This is a genomic window from Uliginosibacterium silvisoli, from assembly GCF_036017035.1.
Lineage (GTDB): Bacteria > Pseudomonadota > Gammaproteobacteria > Burkholderiales > Rhodocyclaceae > Viridibacterium > Viridibacterium silvisoli.
The window spans coordinates 708,501-730,114 of sequence record NZ_JAYXHS010000001.1; the positions used below are offsets into that span (position 1 = coordinate 708,501).

At 60.7% G+C, this 21,614-nt stretch carries 21 protein-coding genes; 10 read left to right on the forward strand and 11 right to left on the reverse strand.

Going from position 1 to position 21,614, the window contains the following annotated elements:
* Positions 1–2: 2 nt before the first annotated feature.
* Positions 3–641, reverse strand: coding sequence for an orotate phosphoribosyltransferase (gene pyrE / locus VVD49_RS03225; RefSeq protein WP_327597687.1), 639 nt, complete (start codon positions 639–641; stop codon positions 3–5).
* A 32-nt stretch (positions 642–673) separates the two neighbouring features.
* Between pyrE and VVD49_RS03230 the strand changes: the two genes are divergently transcribed.
* On the forward strand, positions 674–1,462 hold the full coding sequence (locus VVD49_RS03230) for an exodeoxyribonuclease III (protein WP_327597688.1): 789 nt from the start codon (positions 674–676) through the stop codon (positions 1,460–1,462).
* Here VVD49_RS03230 and VVD49_RS03235 read toward each other — a convergent pair.
* Positions 1,459–2,358, reverse strand: a complete 900-nt coding sequence (locus tag VVD49_RS03235) for a DMT family transporter (RefSeq protein WP_327597689.1) — start codon at positions 2,356–2,358, stop codon at positions 1,459–1,461. The genes VVD49_RS03230 and VVD49_RS03235 overlap by 4 nt on opposite strands.
* 105 nt (positions 2,359–2,463) lie before the next feature.
* Positions 2,464–3,294 (reverse strand): hypothetical protein, encoded by an 831-nt coding sequence (locus tag VVD49_RS03240; protein ID WP_327597690.1) that lies wholly within the window; start codon positions 3,292–3,294, stop codon positions 2,464–2,466.
* A gap of 375 nt (positions 3,295–3,669) precedes the next feature.
* Here VVD49_RS03240 and VVD49_RS03245 point away from each other — a divergent pair, with 375 nt between their 5' ends.
* The 3 genes from VVD49_RS03245 to VVD49_RS03255 all read left to right on the forward strand — a co-directional run bounded on the left by VVD49_RS03245 (position 3,670) and on the right by VVD49_RS03255 (position 6,558).
* On the forward strand, positions 3,670–4,281 hold the full coding sequence (locus VVD49_RS03245; protein ID WP_327597691.1) for a flavin prenyltransferase UbiX: 612 nt from the start codon (positions 3,670–3,672) through the stop codon (positions 4,279–4,281).
* 95 nt (positions 4,282–4,376) lie between these two features.
* On the forward strand, positions 4,377–5,996 hold the full coding sequence (locus VVD49_RS03250; RefSeq protein ID WP_327597692.1) for an ABC-F family ATPase: 1,620 nt from the start codon (positions 4,377–4,379) through the stop codon (positions 5,994–5,996).
* 85 nt (positions 5,997–6,081) lie between these two features.
* Complete coding sequence (locus VVD49_RS03255) at positions 6,082–6,558, forward strand: tetratricopeptide repeat protein (protein WP_327597693.1); 477 nt, start codon at positions 6,082–6,084, stop codon at positions 6,556–6,558.
* On the opposite strand, the gene rph is transcribed toward VVD49_RS03255, so the two are convergent.
* The 4 genes from rph to VVD49_RS03275 all read right to left on the reverse strand — a co-directional run bounded on the left by rph (position 6,559) and on the right by VVD49_RS03275 (position 9,797).
* Positions 6,559–7,278: a ribonuclease PH gene (gene rph / locus VVD49_RS03260; RefSeq protein WP_327597694.1), complete on the reverse strand. Its 720-nt coding sequence runs from the start codon at positions 7,276–7,278 to the stop codon at positions 6,559–6,561. It lies immediately after the preceding gene.
* 23 nt (positions 7,279–7,301) lie between these two features.
* On the reverse strand, positions 7,302–7,760 hold the full coding sequence (locus VVD49_RS03265) for a GNAT family N-acetyltransferase (RefSeq protein ID WP_327597695.1): 459 nt from the start codon (positions 7,758–7,760) through the stop codon (positions 7,302–7,304).
* Between the two features lie 139 nt (positions 7,761–7,899).
* On the reverse strand, positions 7,900–8,826 hold the full coding sequence (locus VVD49_RS03270) for a PP2C family protein-serine/threonine phosphatase (protein ID WP_327597696.1): 927 nt from the start codon (positions 8,824–8,826) through the stop codon (positions 7,900–7,902).
* Positions 8,827–8,843: 17 nt separating this feature from the next.
* Positions 8,844–9,797 (reverse strand): serine/threonine protein kinase, encoded by a 954-nt coding sequence (locus VVD49_RS03275; RefSeq protein ID WP_327598938.1) that lies wholly within the window; start codon positions 9,795–9,797, stop codon positions 8,844–8,846.
* A gap of 118 nt (positions 9,798–9,915) precedes the next feature.
* On the opposite strand from VVD49_RS03275, the gene VVD49_RS03280 reads away from it, so the two are divergent.
* Positions 9,916–10,782 carry a YicC/YloC family endoribonuclease gene (locus VVD49_RS03280; RefSeq protein WP_327597697.1) on the forward strand — a complete coding sequence of 289 codons (867 nt, stop codon included), beginning with the start codon at positions 9,916–9,918 and terminating at the stop codon, positions 10,780–10,782.
* 13 nt (positions 10,783–10,795) lie between these two features.
* Here the strand turns inward: VVD49_RS03280 and VVD49_RS03285 are convergent, their stop codons facing one another.
* Genes VVD49_RS03285 through VVD49_RS03295 form a run of 3 tightly spaced genes read right to left on the reverse strand, consistent with a single transcriptional unit; the run spans position 10,796 to position 14,000 of the window.
* Positions 10,796–12,220: a TolC family protein gene (locus VVD49_RS03285; protein ID WP_327597698.1), complete on the reverse strand. Its 1,425-nt coding sequence runs from the start codon at positions 12,218–12,220 to the stop codon at positions 10,796–10,798.
* A complete protein-coding gene (locus tag VVD49_RS03290; RefSeq protein WP_327597699.1) occupies positions 12,220–13,440 on the reverse strand; it encodes an HlyD family secretion protein in 1,221 nt (406 codons plus the stop codon). The genes VVD49_RS03285 and VVD49_RS03290 overlap by 1 nt, the downstream gene beginning before the upstream one ends.
* Entirely contained in the window at positions 13,440–14,000 is a 561-nt protein-coding gene (locus VVD49_RS03295; protein WP_327597700.1) for a DUF3302 domain-containing protein, read from the reverse strand. The genes VVD49_RS03290 and VVD49_RS03295 overlap by 1 nt, the downstream gene beginning before the upstream one ends.
* A 479-nt stretch (positions 14,001–14,479) precedes the next feature.
* On the opposite strand from VVD49_RS03295, the gene gmk reads away from it, so the two are divergent.
* The 5 genes from gmk to VVD49_RS03320 all read left to right on the forward strand — a co-directional run bounded on the left by gmk (position 14,480) and on the right by VVD49_RS03320 (position 19,555).
* Complete coding sequence (gene gmk, locus VVD49_RS03300; RefSeq protein ID WP_327597701.1) at positions 14,480–15,094, forward strand: guanylate kinase; 615 nt, start codon at positions 14,480–14,482, stop codon at positions 15,092–15,094.
* Positions 15,095–15,173: 79 nt separating this feature from the next.
* The gene (gene rpoZ, locus VVD49_RS03305) at positions 15,174–15,455 is read left to right on the forward strand and encodes a DNA-directed RNA polymerase subunit omega (protein ID WP_465188761.1); all 282 of its coding nucleotides are present in this window, start codon (positions 15,174–15,176) and stop codon (positions 15,453–15,455) included.
* A gap of 111 nt (positions 15,456–15,566) precedes the next feature.
* On the forward strand, positions 15,567–17,855 hold the full coding sequence (locus VVD49_RS03310; protein ID WP_327597702.1) for a RelA/SpoT family protein: 2,289 nt from the start codon (positions 15,567–15,569) through the stop codon (positions 17,853–17,855).
* A 35-nt stretch (positions 17,856–17,890) separates the two neighbouring features.
* Positions 17,891–18,079: a DUF3460 family protein gene (locus tag VVD49_RS03315; RefSeq protein WP_327597703.1), complete on the forward strand. Its 189-nt coding sequence runs from the start codon at positions 17,891–17,893 to the stop codon at positions 18,077–18,079.
* An 81-nt stretch (positions 18,080–18,160) separates the two neighbouring features.
* Positions 18,161–19,555, forward strand: a complete 1,395-nt coding sequence (locus VVD49_RS03320; RefSeq protein WP_327597704.1) for an exonuclease domain-containing protein — start codon at positions 18,161–18,163, stop codon at positions 19,553–19,555.
* Here the strand turns inward: VVD49_RS03320 and VVD49_RS03325 are convergent.
* Positions 19,552–21,564, reverse strand: a complete 2,013-nt coding sequence (locus tag VVD49_RS03325; RefSeq protein WP_327597705.1) for an ATP-binding protein — start codon at positions 21,562–21,564, stop codon at positions 19,552–19,554. The genes VVD49_RS03320 and VVD49_RS03325 overlap by 4 nt on opposite strands.
* Between the last annotated feature and the right edge of the window lie 50 nt (positions 21,565–21,614).

Sequence of the window (21,614 nt, forward strand, 5' to 3'; positions counted from 1 at the left end):
GCTCAGGAAACACCGTAAGTGTCACGATAGCGCTTCACGGCCTCGAATTTGTCGGCGAACTGCGGGCTGTCTGTGATGAATCGCATCAAATCGTCCAGCGTCGCAACTGCGATCACCGGCACGCCAAAACTGTCACGCACTTCCTGCACTGCACTCTTCTCGCCGGTGCCCCGCTCCATGCGATCGATTGCAATCACCACGCCGGCCAACTCCGCGCCACTGGCGCGAATGATATCGACCGACTCGCGCACCGAGGTACCCGCCGAGATCACATCATCCAGAACCAGCACGCGGCCCTTGAGCGGCGCTCCGACCAAGGTACCGCCTTCGCCGTGGTCCTTGGCTTCCTTGCGGTTGAAACAGAAAGGCAGATTCACGCCCTGCGCCGCCAACTGAATCGCCGCACCGGCCACCAGCGGTATACCCTTGTAGGCCGGGCCGAACAAGGTATCCACGGCAATGCCGGAACTGCGAATGGCTTGCGCGTAGTAGTTGCTCAGCTGCGCAAAGGATTCTCCGTCATCAAACAACGCAGAATTGAAGAAATAGGGGGACAGGCGCCCGGCTTTTGTTTTGAACTCGCCGAAGCGCAAGACGCCTTTGCTGACAGCGAGGGCGAGAAATTCCTGACTAAAATGCACGATTTATAACTTTTTACCGACGGGAACGAGCGATGTTACGCGTCATCACGGCCAACCTCAACGGCATCCGGTCCGCAGCGACCAAAGGTTTTTTTGAATGGCTGGCCACACAGGAAGCCGACGTCGTCTGCTTGCAAGAGGTCAAAGCCCAGGAAGTCGACATGACAGACGAGATGCTCAATCCGGCAGGCTTCAGCGGGCATTTCTTCTGCGCAGAAAAACGCGGCTACAGTGGCGTGGCGATCTATTTCCGCCATGCGCTCGAACGCACCGTGCGCGGCGTCGAGTCAGGCGAGTTCGATGCGGAGGGTCGCTACATCCAGGCCGACTTCAGCTACAAGGGCAAAGCGCTTTCCGTGGTCTCGCTGTACATGCCATCCGGTTCGAGCTCGGAAGAACGCCAGCTGGCCAAATTCCGCTTCATGGAGCTGTTCTACCCCCGCATGGCGGCCCTGTTCGCCAGCGGCCGTGAAGTCATCGTCTGCGCCGACTGGAATATTGCGCACAAAGAAATCGACCTCAAGAACTGGAAGAGCAACCAGAAGAACTCGGGCTTCCTGCCCGAAGAACGCGCCTGGATGACGCGTGTACAGGACGAGCAGGGCTGGGTCGATGTCTATCGTCGCCTGCACCCGGAGGCCACCGATACCTGCTACACGTGGTGGTCCAATCGCGGTCAGGCGCGAGCCAACAACGTCGGGTGGCGCCTCGACTACCAGCTCGCCACGCCCGGCATCGCCGCTGCGGCGCAGTCTGCATCCATCTACACTGCGCAGCGCTTTTCCGACCACGCGCCACTCATCATCGACTACGCCATCTAGTTGGCGGTACGTCGGCTGGCGACCACGATGCCGCCAAGGATCAAGGCCATGCCGACGAAGTGATAGAGATGCGGCGCCTCGCCGAGGAATATCGCTGCAAGCAGTGGCGTCGCTACCGGCATGATGTGGATAAACAGGCCTGCCAACGCGCCGCCGACTTGCGCCACGGCACGATTCCAGAAAACGTAGCCGAGGAATGCGGGAAAGATCCCGGTATAGGCCATGCCCGCCAGCGCTGCGGGCGTGGCATGGATCAAGCGCCCCTGCGCCAGCTCCCAGGCATAGAACGGCGCCAGCCCCAACAGGCCAATCCCCGTCAGCAGGCATAACAAGGCCATTGCGTGCAGCTCCGGCGGACGGAACCGCAACAGCACCGTGTAGGCCGCCCACACCAGCACGGACGCCATGATCCACAGATCGCCCGGGTTGAAGCTCAGGGCAGCCAGACGCGCCAGCTCGCCATGCGCCACGATGACACTGACCCCAACGAGGGACACGGCAATGCCCAGCCCCTCCCGCCATACCAGACGCTGAGCAAAGAAAGCCCATGACAGGGCAATGATGACGATGGGAATGAAGGAATTCAGCAGCACCCCGTTGGTCGCCGTGGTGGTCTGTAGCCCCACGTATGCCAGGGTGTTGTAGCCGGTGATGCCCAGCAAGCCGAGCACGCCGAGAATGCGCCAATGATCGCGCAAGGCCGGCTTGAGCTGGGCGCGGTACGGCCATGCGAAGGGCAAGACACAGACAAAGGCAATCGCCCAGCGCCAGAAAGCCAGCGCCACAGGTGGCACGTCACCTCGGAAACCGCGACCTACGACCCAGTTGCCGGACCAGAACAGGACGGTAAGAGTCAGAAGGAGGTAGGGATTGGAAAGTCTGGCGCGTAGCGGCATCGGCAGATCATATAGAGCAGGCTCTCACCTTGCTCCATCTAGTACTCAAAAAAAGAAAAGCCCTCCAAATGGGAGGGCTTTTTCATCAGACACAACACCGCGCGATTACTGCACCCGGCTAATAGCACTGATATTGATACCGCCGCTGCTTACTCCTTCCCGGCTGTAGAACACACGGACATTGGTGAATGCATGAGAAGCTGCGCCACTATACGAAAGCGTTTGTTCAGCTTGGGCTGTTCCCGTGTTGACCATTGCCAGAATGGTGTTGTTGCTTCCCAGCAAAGCCACTTGACCTGCCGTGGCATTGGTCGGCTTAAAGGTTACTGAGACCGTAAACGCTCTGCCCGCAGTAACCGGAACACCCAACCAGGTCCGCATATTGCCCAAGGTCGTGACATCTGTACCAAGTGCAGCTGTCGCAATCACCGGTGTATTTGCGGTAAAGAACGAACCGTTGGTATTCCAGAGGGATGTCGTGGGAGGTGAGCCACTGGAGGGCACAAAAGTCGGCGTACGGTAGCGAAGAACCGAAGCAGCCGAAGATTCGAAAAGCAGGCCATCCACGCTCTTGGCGCTCGTGCCTGCCGCAACGGCCGCCGCAAGCTCAGTGGTCGTCCCTGTTTGGGGCTCGATTTGAGCAATGTTGTTCTCTGCTGCGGAAGTAGAGGCTGCATTGTAAGCAGCAGAGAAAAGGCCCGAAGCACTTGCATAATTTGCATCGTTGAAGCCCCAAGTGGTTGTGACTACAGCCACCGACGATGCCGAGGACGACGAAGACGATGGAGTCGGCGTTGGGGCTGGGGTCGGCGTTGGGGTTGGGGTTGGCGTCGGGCTGGGCGCCGGATCATCTCCGCCGCCACACGCGGTAACCAACAACGACAGGGCCAGGGCGCAAGCCGAGGCGGCCGCGCTCAATTTGAAACTAGATTGCATGACTCCACTCCTTGATTTTTTTGGTATGACGGCTTTGCGTCGTCGCCGGCGGCGAGGCCCCGTAGAGCGTTTGATGTTTTTGACGCCCTCAGTGAAATTGATGGTGCCATAGGATTTTTTGCTGGACAAGCGCTCTCGGCATTTCCGCGTGAGAAAGTAAGCACTTGTCTTACAAGGGTTTCCCCTTATTTTTCATTCGTATTCAATGCAACCCAGATAGCACGGGCCTTTCAAGCAAGGCTGCCATGCAGGTCATGACCTCCGTTTCTTGTTGTACCGGTAACAAAAATTTCCGGCATGACGCGTTTTCCTACACGCTGAGGGGCGGGACAGGCGCGCAGAACGATGCGATCATGGGCTGATGCGGAGACATTCATGACCCAGACAATCGCAGTTGCACTCACCGGCGCGTCCGGCATGCCCTATGGCTTGCGCCTGATCGAATGCCTGCTGGCGGCAGGTAGCCGGGTGCAGGTGTTGTACTCGCAGGTGGCGCAGGTCGTTGCGCGGCAGGAGCTGGACCTCGCGCTGCCGGCGCGTGCGGCTGACGCCCAGGCCTGGTTTGCCGAGCGCTACGGCGCGACGGCCGAGCAGTTGCAGGTTTACGGCCGCGAGGAGTGGTTCGCGCCGCTGGCTTCGGGCTCCAATCCACCCGATGCGATGGTGATCTGCCCGTGCACAATGGGTACGCTGGCCGCTGTTGCGGCCGGGCTGTCGTCAAACCTGATCGAGCGCGCGGCCGACGTGTGCCTCAAGGAAGGCCGCAAACTGGTGCTGGTGCCGCGCGAGACGCCTTTTTCGACTCTGCACCTGGAGAACATGCTGCGCCTGTCTCGCATGGGCGTGGTGATCCTGCCGCCGAATCCCGGCTTCTACCACCACCCACAATCCATTGATGATCTGGTGGATTTCGTGGTGGCGCGCATTCTCGACCAGCTCGGCGTTGCGCATGCGCTGATGGCACGCTGGGGTGCGGCTGAAGAATAGAAGCCCGGCGCTATGAGCACGTAAAGGCCGCACGGTACAATCCGGGGCTTCGCGTCAAGACGGCCTCCCCTGCCGTCCGCAATAAGGATTTCGCCGTGCTCATCGCCAATAACATCACCATGCAGTTCGGGGCCAAGCCCCTGTTCGAGAACGTTTCCATCAAGTTTGGTGATGGCAATCGCTACGGTCTGATCGGCGCCAACGGCGCAGGCAAATCGACCTTCATGAAAATCCTTGCCGGCACGCTTGAGCCCTCGGCCGGCAATGTCGCGCTGGATTCCGGCGAGCGCATGGCCTTCCTGAAGCAGGACCAATTCGGCTACGAAGAGCAGCGCGTCATCGACGTGGTGATGCAGGGCCATGCCGAGATGTGGGCGGTGATGCACGAGAAGGACACCATCTACGCCAATCCGGAAGCGACCGAAGACGATTACATGCACGCCGCCGAGCTCGAAGGCAAGTTCGCCGAGTACGACGGCTACACGGCCGAGGCGCGTGCGGGCGAGCTGTTGCTGGGCGTGGGCATTCCCACTGAACAACATACAGGCCCGATGAGCGAAGTGGCGCCGGGCTGGAAGCTGCGCGTACTGCTGTGCCAGGCGCTATTTGCCAATCCGGAAATCCTGTTGCTCGACGAGCCGACCAACAATCTGGACATCAACACCATCCGCTGGCTGGAAAACGTGCTCAACGGGCGCGACAGCACGATGATCATCATCTCTCACGACCGCCACTTCCTGAACCAGGTGTGCACGCACATGGCGGACCTGGATTACGGCCGCATCCAGTCCTACCCCGGCAACTATGACGATTACATGGAAGCCTCGCAGCAAGCCCGCGAGCAGCAGGCCAAGGACAACGCCCGTGCCAAAGAAAAGGTCGCAGAACTGCAGGAATTCGTGCGCCGCTTCTCCGCCAACAAGTCGAAGGCGCGTCAGGCGACGAGTCGCGCCAAGCAGATCGACAAGATCAAGATCGAGGAATTCAAGCCTTCCTCGCGTCAGTACCCGTGGATGCGTTTCGACTACGACGAGAAGGAAAAGCTGCATCGTCAGGCTGTGGAAATCGAGAACCTGTCCTTTGGTTACGAGGCCGACAAGCCCGTCATCAAGAAGCTCACGCTGTCCATCGATGCAGGTGACAAGGTCGCGATCATCGGCGAGAACGGCGTCGGCAAGACCACCCTGCTGAAGTTGCTGGTCGGCCAGCTCACGCCACAGAAGGGCGCGATCAAGTGGGCCGAGAAAGCCAAGACCGGCTACTACGCGCAGGACCACGCTGAAGACTTTGCCAAGGGCGAAAGCCTCACCGACTGGATCAGCGGCTATGTACGCGAAGGTGGCTACGACGGTGATGACGCGACCACGTTGATCCGCGGCACCTTGGGTCGCTTGCTGTTCAAGGGCGACGAGGTGAAGAAGTCCGTCAAGGTGATCTCGGGTGGCGAACAAGGTCGCATGCTGTTCGGCAAGCTCATGCTTCAGCGCAAGAATGTGCTGCTGATGGACGAGCCGACCAACCACCTCGACATGGAATCCATCGAATCGCTCAACAATGGCGTGATGGACTTCAACGGCACGCTGTTCTTTGTCTCGCACGACCGCGAATTCGTCTCGTCGATCGCCACGCGCATCATCGAAATCAAGACCGATGGCCAGATCGTCGATTACCGCGGCACCTACGACGAGTACCTGTCGAGCCAGGGTCTGGAGTAAGGCCGGAATAAGGCGCTTGCGCCGGTTGTTTTCGTTACAGGGCAATGGCGGTGCGCTATTGCCTCACCCCACCAGGAGAAACGTCATGAGAACAACGGCAAAGTTTGTCGCCAGCCTGGCGCTGGCGAGCTTGTGCGCAAGCGCCATGGCAGTGGGTAGCTACGATGATCCGCGGGCAAAGGCCTCAAACGCGCCGGGAGCTGCTGACATGGCACGCGGCCGCGCCGCGCTGACGCACAAGGACTGGCCCGAAGCAGTCAATGCCTTCGAGAAAGTGACAGCACAGGACCCGCGCAATGCGGATGCCTGGAACTGGCTGGCGTATGCCAATCGCAAGAACGGCAAGCTCGATGCAGCGTTCAAGTACTACGATAAGGCCTTGAGCCTCGACCCCAAGCATCGTGGCGCCTACGAGTACCAGGGCGAGGCTTTCCTGATGGCCAACAAGCCCGACAAGGCTGAAGCCAACCTCGCCACACTGGCCAAGCTGTGCAATAGCCAGTGCGAGGAGTATCAGGACTTGAAGGCGGCCATCACCGCCTACAAGACTGGCAAACGCTAGTTACTTGCCGACAGCCTGCTTCTGCAGCGCCACCAGCTTGCCGATGCCGCCTTCGGCAAGCTCCAGCAGGCTGTTCAGTTCTTGTCGCGAAAAGGCTGCGCCTTCAGCCGTGCCTTGCACTTCCACGAAGCCACCGCTGCCGGTCATGACGACGTTCATGTCGGTGTCGCACTCGGAGTCCTCCGGGTAGTCCAGATCCAGCACCGGCACGCCTTGATAAACACCGACCGAGATCGCCGCCACCCAGTCACGCAGCGGTGAGGTTGCGAGCACGCCACGCGTGACCAATCCCTGCAAGGCGTCATGCACGGCGACGCAGGCGCCGGTGATCGATGCCGTGCGCGTACCACCATCGGCCTGCAAGACATCGCAATCGATGATGAGCTGACGCTCGCCCAACGCAGTCATATCGACCACCGCACGCATGCTGCGGCCGATGAGGCGCTGGATCTCCTGCGTGCGCCCGCTCTGCTTGCCCTTGGCCGCTTCGCGCGCCATGCGCGTGTGCGTCGAACGCGGCAGCATGCCGTATTCCGCCGTCAGCCAGCCCTGTCCCTTGCCCTTCAGAAAGCCGGGCACGCCCTCTTCCACACTGGCCGTGCACAGCACATGCGTATCGCCGAACTGCACCAGCACCGAGCCCTCGGCGTGGCGCGTGAAATTACGGGTAATACGCACTTCGCGCAGTTGATCGGGGGTACGGCCGGAAGGTCTGGTCATGATGTATTCCTGATGAAATGCAGTCACGCAAAGGGCAACTGCCAATCGCGCAGATAGTAAATGTCGAATTCCTCTTCCGCGACTTTCACGAAACCATGTCGCAGGTAGAAACGATTTGAAGCGCTTTCGTGCAAGGCACCGACACGTATCGGCAGGCGCTTCGTTGCAGCCTCCGCACAAACCTGTCGCAGCACCAGCGCGCCAATACCCCGCCCCTGAAAGGCGGGAAGCACATAGAGATGATCGAGCAAGAGATGATCATCCAGCGACTTCACCACGACAAAGCCAACGCGCTCACCACCCAACACAATGTGCCGCGTCAGCGAAGGCTCGAAGCCATTCAGAAAACGCTCGCGTGCCCGAACCGGATCGAAGCGACCAATGCGTTCAAGGCTCTCGCGCATGGCCTCGATGCGGAGCGCAACAAGCGCTTCGGCATCTTCGACAGAAGCAGCAGAAAAAGACAGAGCTGGGTTTCGCATTCAACCAGACCTGGCGATGGCGGGGAAAGCGTAGCGAGCGGGTCGCGATTGAAACCGATGTTGCCAACTAAGGCGGAGCTGTACTCGAGTACAGCGAGCACCGGAGTTTCAAGCCCGGCCCGCGCAGTAGCTTTACACGCTATCGACCCGGATCGAAGCGGGAATATTTCTTGATCGCCTGGTTGATCTCTTTGATCGCCGCCTCGATCTCGTTCTCCGACAGCGGATTGGCATCACGCCCGCCACGCCCGAAGCCGTCCATCTTGGTGGTGATGGTGTCGATCGGCATGGTGTTGGTCGAGATCGACGAAGGATGCTCGTCGGCGTAGTCGTCGTGCCAGCGCATCGCCATGATGGAGAGGTTGTCGCAGGTCAGGCCACCACGGGATTCCGCACGCGCCAGCATGCGCGGCGAGGCTTCGAGGATGTTGGCCTCGCCCATGATGTCGACGATTTCCTCGCCTTCGAGGTTGCCCCACACTCCGTCAGTGCACATGACGATGAGGTCATTGGCGAACAACGGCGTAGCGCTCGAAAACTCGACCTGCGGCGAATGCGTGCCGCCGAGGCAGCTGAAGACGCGATTGCGCGCCGGGTGATGTAGCGCTTCTTCTTCAGTGATGAGGCCCTGATCGATCATCAGCTGCAAGCGCGAATGGTCGCGCGTCTGTGCAGCTGTACGGCCGCGGCGGATCAGGTAGAGACGCGAATCGCCAGCATGCGCCCAGTAGGCCACGCTGTTCTGCACGAGGCAGGCGACGATGGTGGTGCGCGGCGCGTCGGGCAGGCGCTTGTCGTAGGCGTAGTCGACGATGGCGTTGTGTGCATTGGTCAGCGCACGCGACAGGAACATCAGCTCATCGCGGATCTGCGGCTGGGCAGCTTGCTGGAAGGCTTCAATCAGGTACTGGGTGGCGATCTGCGCAGCGATCTCGCCGTGCAGATGCCCGCCCATACCGTCGGCAACGACCATGAGCAGCGATTCCCGTGAGTAGCTGTAGGCCACGCGATCCTGATTATTAGGGCGGGCACCAGCGCGGCTTTCCTGATAAATGGTGAATTTCATGATGCTCTCATGGCGCGTCAGGCCTTCTTGAGTAAGGAGCGCAAACGGGTGCTGACTTTGCCGATCAAGGTGGTCGGCGGCTTGGGGGCGATGTGGCGTGAGCGCGTGAGCAAGGCTTTCTGCAGCGCATAAACACTTTGCGGCCGCTCCAGCGGATTGATCAGCAGGCACCAGTCGATCGTTTCCAGCATGTGGATGGAGTACTCGCCCGCCCAGCGCTTGGTGGCCGGCTCCAGCAGATCTTTCTTGATGCGTTCGTCGGAACGCTGCGGCGCAGAGCCGGACAGGCAGGCATACATCGAAGCGCCTACGCTGTAGATGTCGCTCCACGGACCCAGATTGTCGCGGTCATTGAACTGTTCGGGTGGCGCAAAGCCCGGCGTGTACATGGGCTTGAGCATCGGCGTGTCCTGCGCCAGGGTCTGGCGTGCAGCGCCGAAGTCGAGCAAGACCGGCGTGCCATCGTTGCGCAGATAGATGTTCGAAGGCTTGATGTCGAGGTGCAGCAGCTTGTGGGCGTGCACTTCGCGCAGACCATTCAGGAGGCGCGTAAACACGCCGCGGATGAAGCGCTCCTTGATATGGCCCTTGTTGCGGTGGATGAAATCCTGAAGCGTGCGACCGCGCTCGAACTGCATCACCATGTAGACGGTGCCGTTGGCGCGGAAGAAGTTGAGCACGCGCACTACGTTGGGGTGCATCAGCTTGGCCAGCGAACGGCCTTCTTCGAAGAAGCACTTCATGCCGTAACGGAACGCGGCCTGATGCTCCTCGGTGATCTGCGGCTCGATCTCGCCGGCCTTGCGCAAGGCCAGCGAATTCGGCAGGTACTCCTTGATGGCAACCGGCACTTGCTGGTCATCCGTCGCCAGATAGACGATGGAAAACCCGCCGAGACTGAGCTGCTGTTCGATGCGGTATTGTTCGAGCTGGAAGCCCGGTGGCAAGGGGCTATTTATTTGAGACGGCATAGCCATGAGTTAGTATCCGCCGCTGGTTCTGCATTGCACAAACGGTTGGCGCCACGGCAGTCCCGCAATCGATGCAGCTGACAATCTGAGCAATCCCACCACCTTACGGAATATCCCAATGGTATATAGCATGACTGGTTACGCGGCGCTGACCCGCAATCTTGGCAGCGTGTCGTTGCAATTGGAGCTGCGCAGCGTCAACTCCCGTTATCTGGATCCCACCTTCCGCATCACCGAAGAGCTCCGCTTTGTCGAGCCGATGTTGCGCGATCTTATCGGCGCGAGCCTAACACGTGGCAAGGTGGAATGCCGCGCCAACTTACAGGCGGCCGCTCAGGGAACATCTGATCTTGCAGTCAATACCGAAATGCTGCAGCGCCTCGCCGGCGCCCAGGCCCAGGTTCGTGCGCTGATGCCGGAGGCCAAGCCGCTGTCCACCGGCGAAGTGCTGCGCTGGCCTGGTGTCATGGCCGAAGAAACGCTGTCGCAGGAGACGCTGGCCGAAGCCATGAACGCGCTGGGCAAGCAAGCGCTGGAAGAGTTGCGCGCCAGCCGCGCACGCGAAGGCGCCAAACTGGTGACGGCCTTGCGCGAACGCGTCACCTCGATCCGTGCCAAGCTGGTGATTGCCGAGCCACTGATTCCCGCCGCCGTGGAGGAATACCGCAAGCGCATGACGCAACGCCTGCAGGAAGCCATGGCGACGCAGGACGACGACCGTATCCGCCAGGAAGTGACGCTGTTCGCCCAGCGCGCGGACGTCGCGGAAGAGCTGACGCGCCTTGCCACGCACCTTGACGAAGTGGAACGCGTGCTGAAGGCCGGCGGCGCCGTCGGCAAGCGGCTGGACTTCCTCATGCAGGAACTCAACCGCGAAGCCAACACGCTGGCCTCGAAGTCAGTGTCAGCCGAACTCACCGGCATCTCGGTGGACCTCAAGGTCTACATCGAGCAGATGCGCGAGCAGGTACAGAACCTGGAGTGAGCTCGCCGCGCGATCAGCGCGTGGCGGTCTTGTCCGCAGCTTTGTCGCTGGCCTCGAAGCTGCCACCGAGTGCCAGATACAGATTGACGCGCTGGGCCAGTTGTTCGCTCCGGACGTGAATCTGCGAGGTACGCGCTGCGTACAGCGCCAGTTGACGCTGGCCGACTGTGCGCAGGTCGGCCTTGCCGACCTTGTACTGGATCTGCGAAAGATCGAGCGCCCGCTGAACATTCTTGACGTTGTCGACGAGAATCGCGTCACGGTCACGCAAAGCCCCTTCCGCCGACAACGCGCCTTCGACATCGCTGAAAGCACGCTGGGCGATGCGGGCATAGTCCGCGACCGCCAGTTTCTGCTCGGAACTGCGAATCTCCACCTGCGCCTGCAAAGCCCCCCCTTGATAGAGGGGCGCGACGAGGTTCGCACCCAGACTCCACACCGGATTGTCATGGTCCTTGAGCACGAAGAGTTCGCTCGACACATTGCTTCCGGAAGCGGTCAGGCTGATGCGCGGCAAGCGCGCGGCCTTCGCCTCTTCGACACGGTCGAAAGCAGCCGCCACGCGCCGTTCCGCAGCAACAACATCAGGACGACGCTCCAGCAATTCTGAAGGCAAGCCCAATGGCGCAGGAGCCGGTACGCTCACCAGTTGCGGTGCGACGGCAACCTCAGCCGACGGGTAACGTCCCAGCAACAGCTCGAGCGCTCGCAAAGCCTGATCTCGCGAATAGTCGACCTGGCGCAAGGTGTCACGGAAGGTGCTGCTGTTTGCACGCGCGTCCACTACCGCACTCTCGTCACCAGCGCCGACACGCAAGCGCTCCTGCGAAAGGCGCAGCAGCTCGTCCGACGCCTTCACCATGTCCTGTGCGACGCCCTTCTGCAAGCCACTTTCTATCGCCAGGAAATAACTCTTGGCGACCACCGCGGCGAGCGACTGACGCGCATAGGCATAGTCGGCTTCGATCGAAGCGTACTGCGCCTGGGCAGCGTTCCGGCCGTAACGCACGCGTCCCCACACATCCAGTTCAAGCGAGGCACTGACGAAGACCCCGGTGAGGCCGGAGCCATCACCCCCCATCTTGCCGCCGCCGTGCGCCAGCATGTTCACCGCCGGATACAAGGCTGCGCCTGCCACTTTCACGTAGCCACCCGCCTGCTCGACACGCGCGGCAGCGAGCCGGATGTCTGCGTTGTAGGCCAGTGCTTCATCGACCAAGGCCGCCAGCACCGGGTCGTTGAACGAGGCAAGCCATCGGTCAACCACCGGTTGCGAACCGCCCGCACGCCCCTTCCAGTCAGCAGGCACGGTCGTATGCGGCATCGCCTCCTTCTGGATATCGACAGCCGAAGGCGGTGACTTGGTCACGCACGCAGCGACGGCCCCTGCGATGAGCAGCAGGGACAAGCGCTTGATCATGATCGAATCGGTCGCCATCAGTGCAGCTTCAGGACGAGGTAGTTGGTAATCGAGCCGACGCGGATCAACACCTTGCGCAAGATGTGCAACGCGGCTACATGCTCGGTGAAGATCGCGGCGTCACCAGTAGCTCCAGCCGCGAGGAACAGGTCGCGATCCTTCTCGGCGACGTTCAGCTTGACGGGGAAGCGACCTGGCGCCTGGGGATAAGAACCCGTCTGTGGTATCCCACCCGACTGCATGACCTGGCCCTGCCCCTGTGCCCAGACGATCGAGTCGACCGTCGCCTTGATCACGTGCCCGGGATGACTGACCAGCGCGATCTCGGCTTCATTGCCGGGCTCCACCGCGACCAGTTCGTTCTGGTTGTACAGGGCGATGACCTGGTAGGTCTCCTCGACAAAGCTCATCGCCGGTGCGACGGGAAATGCGGTGACATACGAGCCGGGCCGCAACTGTACGTTGATGGCATAACCACTGGTCGGTGCATACACCGAGGTCTGGTCCAGATCCCATTGCTTGCTCGCCACATCAGCGCGGCTCGCATCCACCTGCGCCTTGGCGGTGGCAATCTGCGCCCGTGCCGATGCAACCGTAGCCTGCTCGCCATTTACCTGACCCGACAGCCTCTGCGTGACCTGCGCCTCGTTGGCCGTCGCCGTTGCAAGCTGAGCCTGCAGTTCGATCGCATTGGCTTCGGCTTGCTCCAGCGCAAACTTGTCGCCCGCACCCGTGCTCACGAGTTCGCGATTCTGCGTCACGCGCAAACGCGCCAGCTCCAGCTTCGGCCGCAAGGCGGCAACCTGTCCGCTGGCCGCCTTGAGTTGCTCGCGCAATTCACGCGCGCCTGCAGACGCATCAACCAGCCCGGCGCTGCTCTGCTCAAGCTTGGCTTCATCCGCAGCGAGCCGGGCCTTGGCCGCCTTGAGATCATTCTGATACGGCGTCGGATCGATGCGGAACAGCAACTCGCCTTTCTTGACCAGGCGATTGGGTTCGACCGGCACCTCGATGACGCGGCCTTTCACCTGCGGAATGACCTGCACGACGTACTTGATCACTCGCACATCGTTTGAAGACGGCGCGACGACGTTGAGCGTCAGGATCATTGTGGCCAGCCCGACGATCGGAATGATGACAACGGTGACCTGCGACGTGGTGTTCCACGGCAGCCACTTGAACTTGATGAAAATCAGCCAGACGAAGAAGGAGTAAATCCCGAGTATCAGCAGATCCATTACGCGTCCCCTGCCTTTCCGCTTTCGGTAGGCTCGACGCGTACGGCCGCCAGCTCGTTGCGCAATGTCTTGAGCCCTGCCGGCAGAACACCTCGTGCGGCCATCTCGTCGAGCTCGTGCTTCAGGTGGGCAATTTCCTCGGCGACTATCTCGCCAGCTTTCGCCTTGGCGCCCATCTCGTGGTAGTAGTCGTCATGTTTCTCGGTGCCATACGCCACCCGGTACGCCACGGGCTTCGTGTAGGCCCACAGCCATGCGAACGGCCACAGCAAGCCGCCGAATACGAGTGACAACAGACACAGCGTGTGGATCGCATCCTTCTGCGGGTGATGGCGCTTGTGCGCAATCTTCTCGGGCATGACGTGAACGATCCAGAACAGCACGACGGCCACGATGGGAACCACCACCACGACAAACCAGGCTATGCCGGTTGCAGCAGCATCGAGCGCATCACCGGAAAGAAAAGATGCCGATGCCGGCGTAGCAACCGCAGCCAGACCGAGGATCGCAGCAAATCGCGCCAAGGCAGTGCGGCCATTCGTGAAACTGGGCCTGAACATTACTTCTCCCGTTTAAGGTGATCCATGCCGCCGACGCGGCTCTGACACAAGACCCATCATTCATGCGAGTTGCGACTACGCATGATTGTTTCTTTTTGTGGCCCGATTATGACACCGGATATGAAGCTGACAAGCAGACCGCTCGCGTCATTCAAAAAACGTGCCGGGGCCTTCATTCTTGCGCAAGCTGCATGGGGCCGCCAGACAAAGAGTCACGAGCACTGCTCACGGGCAAAGGGCCATACTTGCCGATTTGCTAAAATTGCTGCGGCAGCCGCAATGCTGCGGGTTTGTGTAGTAAATTGCGGGAACAGCCTCGAAGCAGCCGCTATCTTCTTTAAGATCAACGGCTTGAACTGAGAAATCAGGCATTTGAGGGTAGGTTTCCGAAATTCTTCGGGGAGCGTCACTGTTCCTCACACCGCGAGTCTTTCGCACCTGACCTGGACATGGGCACCACGTGCCCGCGCCGAGCCACTATGACCGGTATTCTCTTCATCGTTTCTGCGCCATCGGGCGCTGGCAAGACCACTCTGGTGCGTGCCCTGCTGCGAAACGACTCCGCCATCCGCCTGTCCGTTTCCTACACAACGCGCGCGCCGCGTGAAGGCGAAGTCGATGGCGTGGCCTACAACTTCGTCAGCCAGGCACGTTTCGAGGCCATGCGCGATGCGGGCGAATTCCTGGAATGGGCCGAAGTGCATGGCAACTTCTATGCAACCTCCCGTCCCTGGCTACAGCAACAACTGGCCAAGGGGCAGGACGTGCTGCTCGAAATCGACTGGCAGGGCGCGGAACAGGTGCGGAAGCAATTCGACGAACCAGTGAGCATCTTCATCATGCCACCTTCCTTTGCCGTACTTGAAACCCGCCTGCGCGGTCGCGGCACAGATAGTCAGGAAGTCATCGAACGCCGGCTGTCTGCTGCGCGCGACGAAATGCGCCGCGTAACGGAATTCGACTACGCTATAATTAACAATGACTTGCAGGAAGCGCTCAGCGATCTGCGTGTCGTCGTACGCGCCGCCCGGTTGCGTACGACGCAGACGCGAGCGCGCAACCCCGAGGTATTCGTCGACAACCTCGGTCAATAGAGGCACTCTTGCAGCAGGTTCATGTCCATACAAAATGGGCGTGAGGCGTTGTTATTTGCTGGCGCCGCCTTCCGCGCACATGCTTGATGTGCCGCTGTTGTCTGGGTTGTTACCGCCTGTTTTTTGCTTTTTTTTGTTTTTCCCGGAGTACACCATGGCCCGTATCACCATTGAAGATTGCCTGCAGAAGTTTTCCAACCGTTTTGAGCTGACATTGGCTGCGACTTATCGCGCACGTCAGCTGGCTTCCGGCAGCACGCCGCATGTGGAAGCAGAACGCGACAAACCCACGGTTATCGCCCTGCGTGAAATTGCAGCGGGCAAAGTGGGCCGCGAAGTTCTCGGACGCAGTCAGTCCTGACAGTAGACCGGCATCTGGAGGACTTCGCTTGGGTATCCGCCCGCATTCCTTCTCCCGAAGCCTGATCTGTTCCCCTCGCCCTGCGGGTGAGGGGATGGAAGTGAGCGCGCCATGAAATCTGCCGCGCACGAACCCACTTCCCCGAGAATCCTGCAGCCGGCTGTCTCGCTGGTACAGGCCAACGATGACACAGCGCCCTCCGTTGAGCAGGTCTCGAACGAAGCCATCGAGTTTTCTCGCCTGCGCCTGCAGGCATCGCGTTATCTCAAACCGGAAGATGTGGAACGGCTCGAAGCGGCCTTCCAGATGTCAGTGCGCGCCCATGCCGGGCAATTCCGCATCAGCGGCGATCCTTATGTATCGCATCCGCTGGCCGTCGCCGAAATCCTCGCCCAATGGCACCTTGATGCGCATGCCTTGATTGGTGGCCTGCTGCACGATGTCATGGAAGATTGCGACATCACCAAGGACGACATCGCCAAGGAATTCGGCAAGATCGCAGCAGATCTTGTGGATGGCGTCTCGAAGCTCGACCGCATCGAGTTCCGTTCGTACGAGGAAGCCCAGGCCGAGAACTACCGCAAGATGTTCCTGGCCATGGCGCGCGATGTGCGCGTCATTCTCATCAAACTGGCCGACCGCCTGCACAATATGCGCACGCTCGGTGCAGTTCGTCCCGACAAACGCCGCCGCATTGCGCGCGAAACGCTGGAGATCTATGCGCCGATCGCCAACCGGCTCGGACTGAACACGCTTTATCGCGAACTGCAGGAGCTGTCTTTCAAGAACAGCTACCCGACACGCTATCGCGTGCTGAGCAAGGCGCTCAAGGAGTCGCGCGGCGATCGCCGCGAAGTCGTCGCGCGCCTGATGCGCAGCATCCAGGAGCGCCTGCCGGCCTGGAACGTGGATGCCGAAGTTTACGGCCGCGAGAAGCACCTGTTCGGCATCTATCGCAAGATGGTCGAGAAGCGTCTGTCGCTGTCTCAGGTACTGGATATTTATGGCTTCCGCATCCTCGTGAAGGATCTGCCGAGCTGCTATCTGGCGCTTGGCGCTCTGCATGAGCTATACAAGCCTGTTCCGGGCAAGTTCAAGGACTACATCGCCATCCCCAAGGCGAACGGCTACCAGTCGATCCACACGACCATCATCGGCCCAATGGGCATGCCGGTCGAAGTGCAGATCCGTACCGTCGACATGCATACGGTGGCGGAAAGCGGGGTCGCCTCACACTGGCTGTACAAGGACGACTCTCAATCGCTGTCCGACCTGCAACGCAAGACGCATAACTGGTTGCAGTCGCTGCTCGAGCTGCAGACTGCTTCGGGTGACTCCAGCGAGTTCCTGGAACACGTCAAGATTGATCTCTTCCCGGGTGACGTATTCATCTTTTCGCCCAAGGGCAAGATCTACAACCTGCCGCGTGGCGCCACCTCGGTGGACTTTGCCTACGCGGTGCACACCGACATCGGTAACTGCTGCGTTGCCTGCCGCATCAATGGTGAGCTGCTGCCGCTACGCACCGAGCTGAAGAACGGCGATCAGGTCGAGATCGTCACGGCGGGCCACGCCAGCCCGAATCCGGCATGGCTGTCATATGTGCGTACTGGCAAGGCGCGCGCGGAAATCCGCCACTTCCTCAAGAGCGCGCAGCAGGAAGAGGCATCAAGCCTCGGCGAGCGACTGCTGGTCCAGGCGCTGCGCCCTCATGGTTACGTGCTCGCTGACATGGGCACGGCGGCGTGGGACAAGCTGCTCAAGGAAAATGGCATCAAGCAGCGCGACGACATCCTGACCGACATCGGCCTGGGCAAACGTCTCGCCGCCGTTGTAGCGCGTCGACTGCAAGACCTGCAGGCAGGCCTCACCGCCAGCAGCGTTGAAGGCGAAAGTGCCAAACCGCGCAATAGCAGCCCGATCCTGATTCATGGTGGCGAAGGCATGGCGGTACAGATGGCGCGCTGCTGTCGCCCGATTCCTGGCGATCCTATCGTCGGCATGATCCGCAAGGGGCAAGGCCTCGAGGTGCACGTCAACGACTGCCCCGTACTGACCCGCAATCACTCTGCTGACCGCGACCGCTGGATCGACGTGGAATGGGAACTCGGCACCGAGCGCATGTTCGACGTCACCATCCGTGTGCTCGTCGAGCATCGTCGTGGCGTGCTGGCACGCGTCGCAGCCGCCATCGCCGATCAGGAGTCGAACATCCAGTCGGTAGCGATGGACAGCGAGCGCGGCCCGCACACCATCATCAATTTCGTCTTGCAAGTGCATAACCGCCTGCACCTGGCGCGTATCATGCGCGCCGTGCGCCGCACGCCGGAAGTGGTGCGTATCAACCGCATCCGCGCCGACAAGCCAACGGACAAGCCGGCCACCGACCGCAAGAACTGACCTTTTACGCAACTCAAGCCAGCACCGGAACCACCATGGCCATCTACGAATCCGAACACACCAAATTCATGCGCGAATGGATGGAGGCCCATCCCGAAGAGCGCGAAGAGCAACGCAAGGGTCGCGCGCTTTGGTGGGACAAGCCCCAGGAACTCGCCACACAGAAAGCGCAGCGCGAATCAACGGTGGCCCAGAAGGCCTACCCTTATCAAAGCGAAGTCTGACCTCGTCACGGCAAGCATGGGCGCATGCACTGCGCCCCGCTCCACACTCTCGTCAATCGGTGCCAGGTCACCGCGGCACCCATGCACTATCCCCGCCTCGCCATTGTTGACCTGGAGACCACCGGGGCGGACCCGACACGGGATCGCATCACGGAAATCGCCATCCTCATCACGGAAGGCGACACGCTGATCGAGCAATGGTCCACGCTGGTCAATCCCGGCATACCGATTCCCTGGCGCATCCAGGAGCTGATCGGCATCAGCGACGAGATGGTGGCCGACGCGCCGGGTTTTGCCAACGTCGCCACTGCCGTTCGACAACGCCTGGCCGACGCCATATTCGTCGCGCATAACGTGCGCTTCGACTACAACTTCCTGCGAGCGGCTTTCGAACAGATCGGCGAGAGCTTCCACGCGCCCGCCTTGTGCTCCGTGAAATTCTCGCGCGCGCTCTACCCGCAATTCCCGCGTCACGGCCTGGACGCCATCATCGAACGTCACGGCTACGCGATCTCCTCGCGCCATCGTGCGCTGGATGATGCACAGATCGTCTGGCAATTCCTGCAGGAAAGCCGCCGCGATCAATCCGCCGAAGCCGTGACACGCGCCTGGTCTCGTGCCCTGTCAGATGCCCCCCAGCCACGCTTGCCAGCGGGCGATCTCGAGGCCTTGCCCGAGTGCGCCGGTGTCTTCGTGTTCCGTAACGCGCACGGCCATGCACTCGAGATCGGCCACTCGCGCAACCTGCGCGCCGACGTACTTGGCCTGTTCACCGCGCGCAAGGCCGACGCACGCACGAAGAAACGCACCACGGGCGTACAGCATGTCGAGACATTCCCGACTGCAGGCGAGCTGGATGCCTCGCTAAGGGAGCTGCAGCTCGCACGTCATGAACCACGGTTCAAGCCGAGGCAAGAGGCCGCATGGGGCTGGCGCTTCACTCTGCAAGCCGACCCGCCACTGCAACTACAGGAGTTGAGTGCCAGTGACCCGCTGAACTGGGGCGACACATTTGGTTGCCTGCGAGGCGAGCTGGAAGCAAAGAAATTGCTGCGCGACGTGGTGGCCAAGAACCGGCTGTGTCCGCGCCGAGTTGGTCTCGAGATCGGCAAGGGCGCCTGTCATTCACATGCGCTTGGCAAATGCGCGGGCGTGTGTGCGGGAAAGGAAACCGCTGCCGAGCACGACCTGCGACTGCTGACGGCACTTGCCGGCCTGAAGCTACGCACCTGGCCATACCCTGGGCCGACCATTTTCGCCGAACAGGATGAAGCGCATTCGCGTTCGGCTTTTCATGTGTTCGACCAGTGGTGCCACCTCGGCTCATTCAATACGCATGAGGAAGCCCTTGCCTGCATGAGCGCGCCCGAGCGCCGGTTCGATGCAGAAAAATACCGGCTCCTGCAACGCTGGCTGGCGCAGCCCGGCCATGCCGACAATGCCCAGGGTTCGTTGCTGCAGGCAACGCCGTCCTAGACGATCTCGTTGTCTTCGACGCCAGCGACCTCACTGCCTCCGCGGCGTGGCGCACATAGAGGCATACGCAAGCTGAAGCTGGTGCCAAAGTCCGGCTCGCTATCGACGGTGATTTCGCCGCCCAGCACACCCGTTACGATGTTGTGCGCAATGTTGAGTCCCAGACCCGTACCGCGCTTGCCGAGCTTGGTCGTGAAGAAGGGATCGAAGATCTTGTTCAGATGCAGCGGATTGATGCCTACGCCGTCATCGGCGCACCGGAAGATGACAAAGGCATCATCGATCTCCGCTGTCAGGCGCACGACGCCCCGCTCACGACCATCGAAAGCATGTAGCAGGGTGTTGTTAAGCAGGTTGGTTACAACCTGACCAAAAGGCCCGGGATAGCTATCGAGCCAGATCCCCTCGGGAATCTCCTCCTCGATCACATACTGCGTCTTGCGGAAGGTAGGCTGCACCGTCACGACGATCTCGCGCACCACTTCACGCAAGGAAAAACCGCGCCGCTGCGAACTGGTCTGGTCGACGGCGACCTGTTTGAAACTGGTGATCAACTCGCCTGCCACGACGAGATTGCGCACCATGATGTCCGCTGCCGACTCCGTCTCCGTGACAAAATTATCCAGCGTCGAGCGTTTGAGCCCGCCCGCCATGCCTTGCCGGAAATCCTTGCCGATGTCGCGCAAGGTGCTGGCGACCATCAGGCTGTTGCCGATAGGCGTGTTCAACTCATGCGCAATGCCCGCCACTAGCGAGCCAAGTGCAGCCAGCTTCTCCGACTGCACCAGCTCGGTATGGGTACGCCGCAACCGTTCAACAGCGGTCTCGAGTTCATGATTGGCGTCGGCAAGTGCGCGCGTACGTTCGACGACGCGTTGCTCAAGCGACAGGTTGAGCTCTTCAACCTTGCGCTGCGCGGAGCGGAGCGGCGAGATGTCTACCGTCGCCGCCAGGATGCATGGCTCATCCATTTGCAGGATGCGCAAATGAATCTGGCAGTCGATGATGGAACCGTCACGCTTCTGCAAGCGCGCCTCGTAGTCATCCACCCGCCCGTCGCGATCGAGTTGCGCGTAAAGCCTCTGGCGCTCGCCGGCATCGGCGTAGAAATCGAGACTCGCCGAGTTCGTGCCTATCATGTCCTCGGCCGCTACGCCCAACTCGTGTGCGAGTGCACTATTGACGTCAAGATAGGTCCAGTCAGCCCGTCGCATCAATGCCAGAGGAATGGGTGACAGGTGGAACAGCGAGGAGAACTTCTGCTCGCTGTCGCGCAAGGCTTCTTCGACCTTGGTGCGTTCATGCAGATCCAGTTCCAGCGCCAGGTTCTTCTGTTCAAGCGAGGCGATCAATCCCTTCAGGGCACGTCGCGTGATTTCCAGTTGGGATTCGACCTCGCCGATCTCATCATGCCGCAGGGGCACGATCGGGTCGTTCAAGTCTCCATGCGCCAGTCGTGCCGCCTCTTGCGACAGCCGTTGCAGCGGAAACGAAATGCGCTTGTGCAGCACCGCGAGAATCAACAGGATGCTGCCGACGATCTGGATCAGCAGCGTACTTCCAAGCGCCAGCAACTGGCCACGCAGCTGCTGCAGGAAAGGCTCTTCGGTAATTTCCAGGCGCACGCGACCGATTTCCTCGCCGCGATGCGATACGACCTTCTCGACAGAATGTACATTGGCCACGCCGCGCCGCGCCGCACGCTCGGCGAATGCAAAGCGGCCATGTTGCAGATCTTGCACCTCGATGCTGACCACAGCGGGATCGTCTGCCACTGCTTCGACCAGCGTCCGGGCGCTATCCACGTCCAGCGCCCACAGACTTTCGCGTACGCCGAGCGCAACGACGCTGGCCTCGCGCGTAAGCACTGCATCGATACTTTCGCCGAGGCGTCGGTAAAGCTGGCGAGCCTGATGAGCCCCCACCAGCATGGCGGGCAGCATGACACCCAACAGCACAGCAGCCACGATGGCGCGACGAACTGTCAGGCCCGACGGTGCACTGCGCATGCCTTCAACCCTTCCCGAAGTCGACTAGGATCTTGATCTTCTGACGGAGC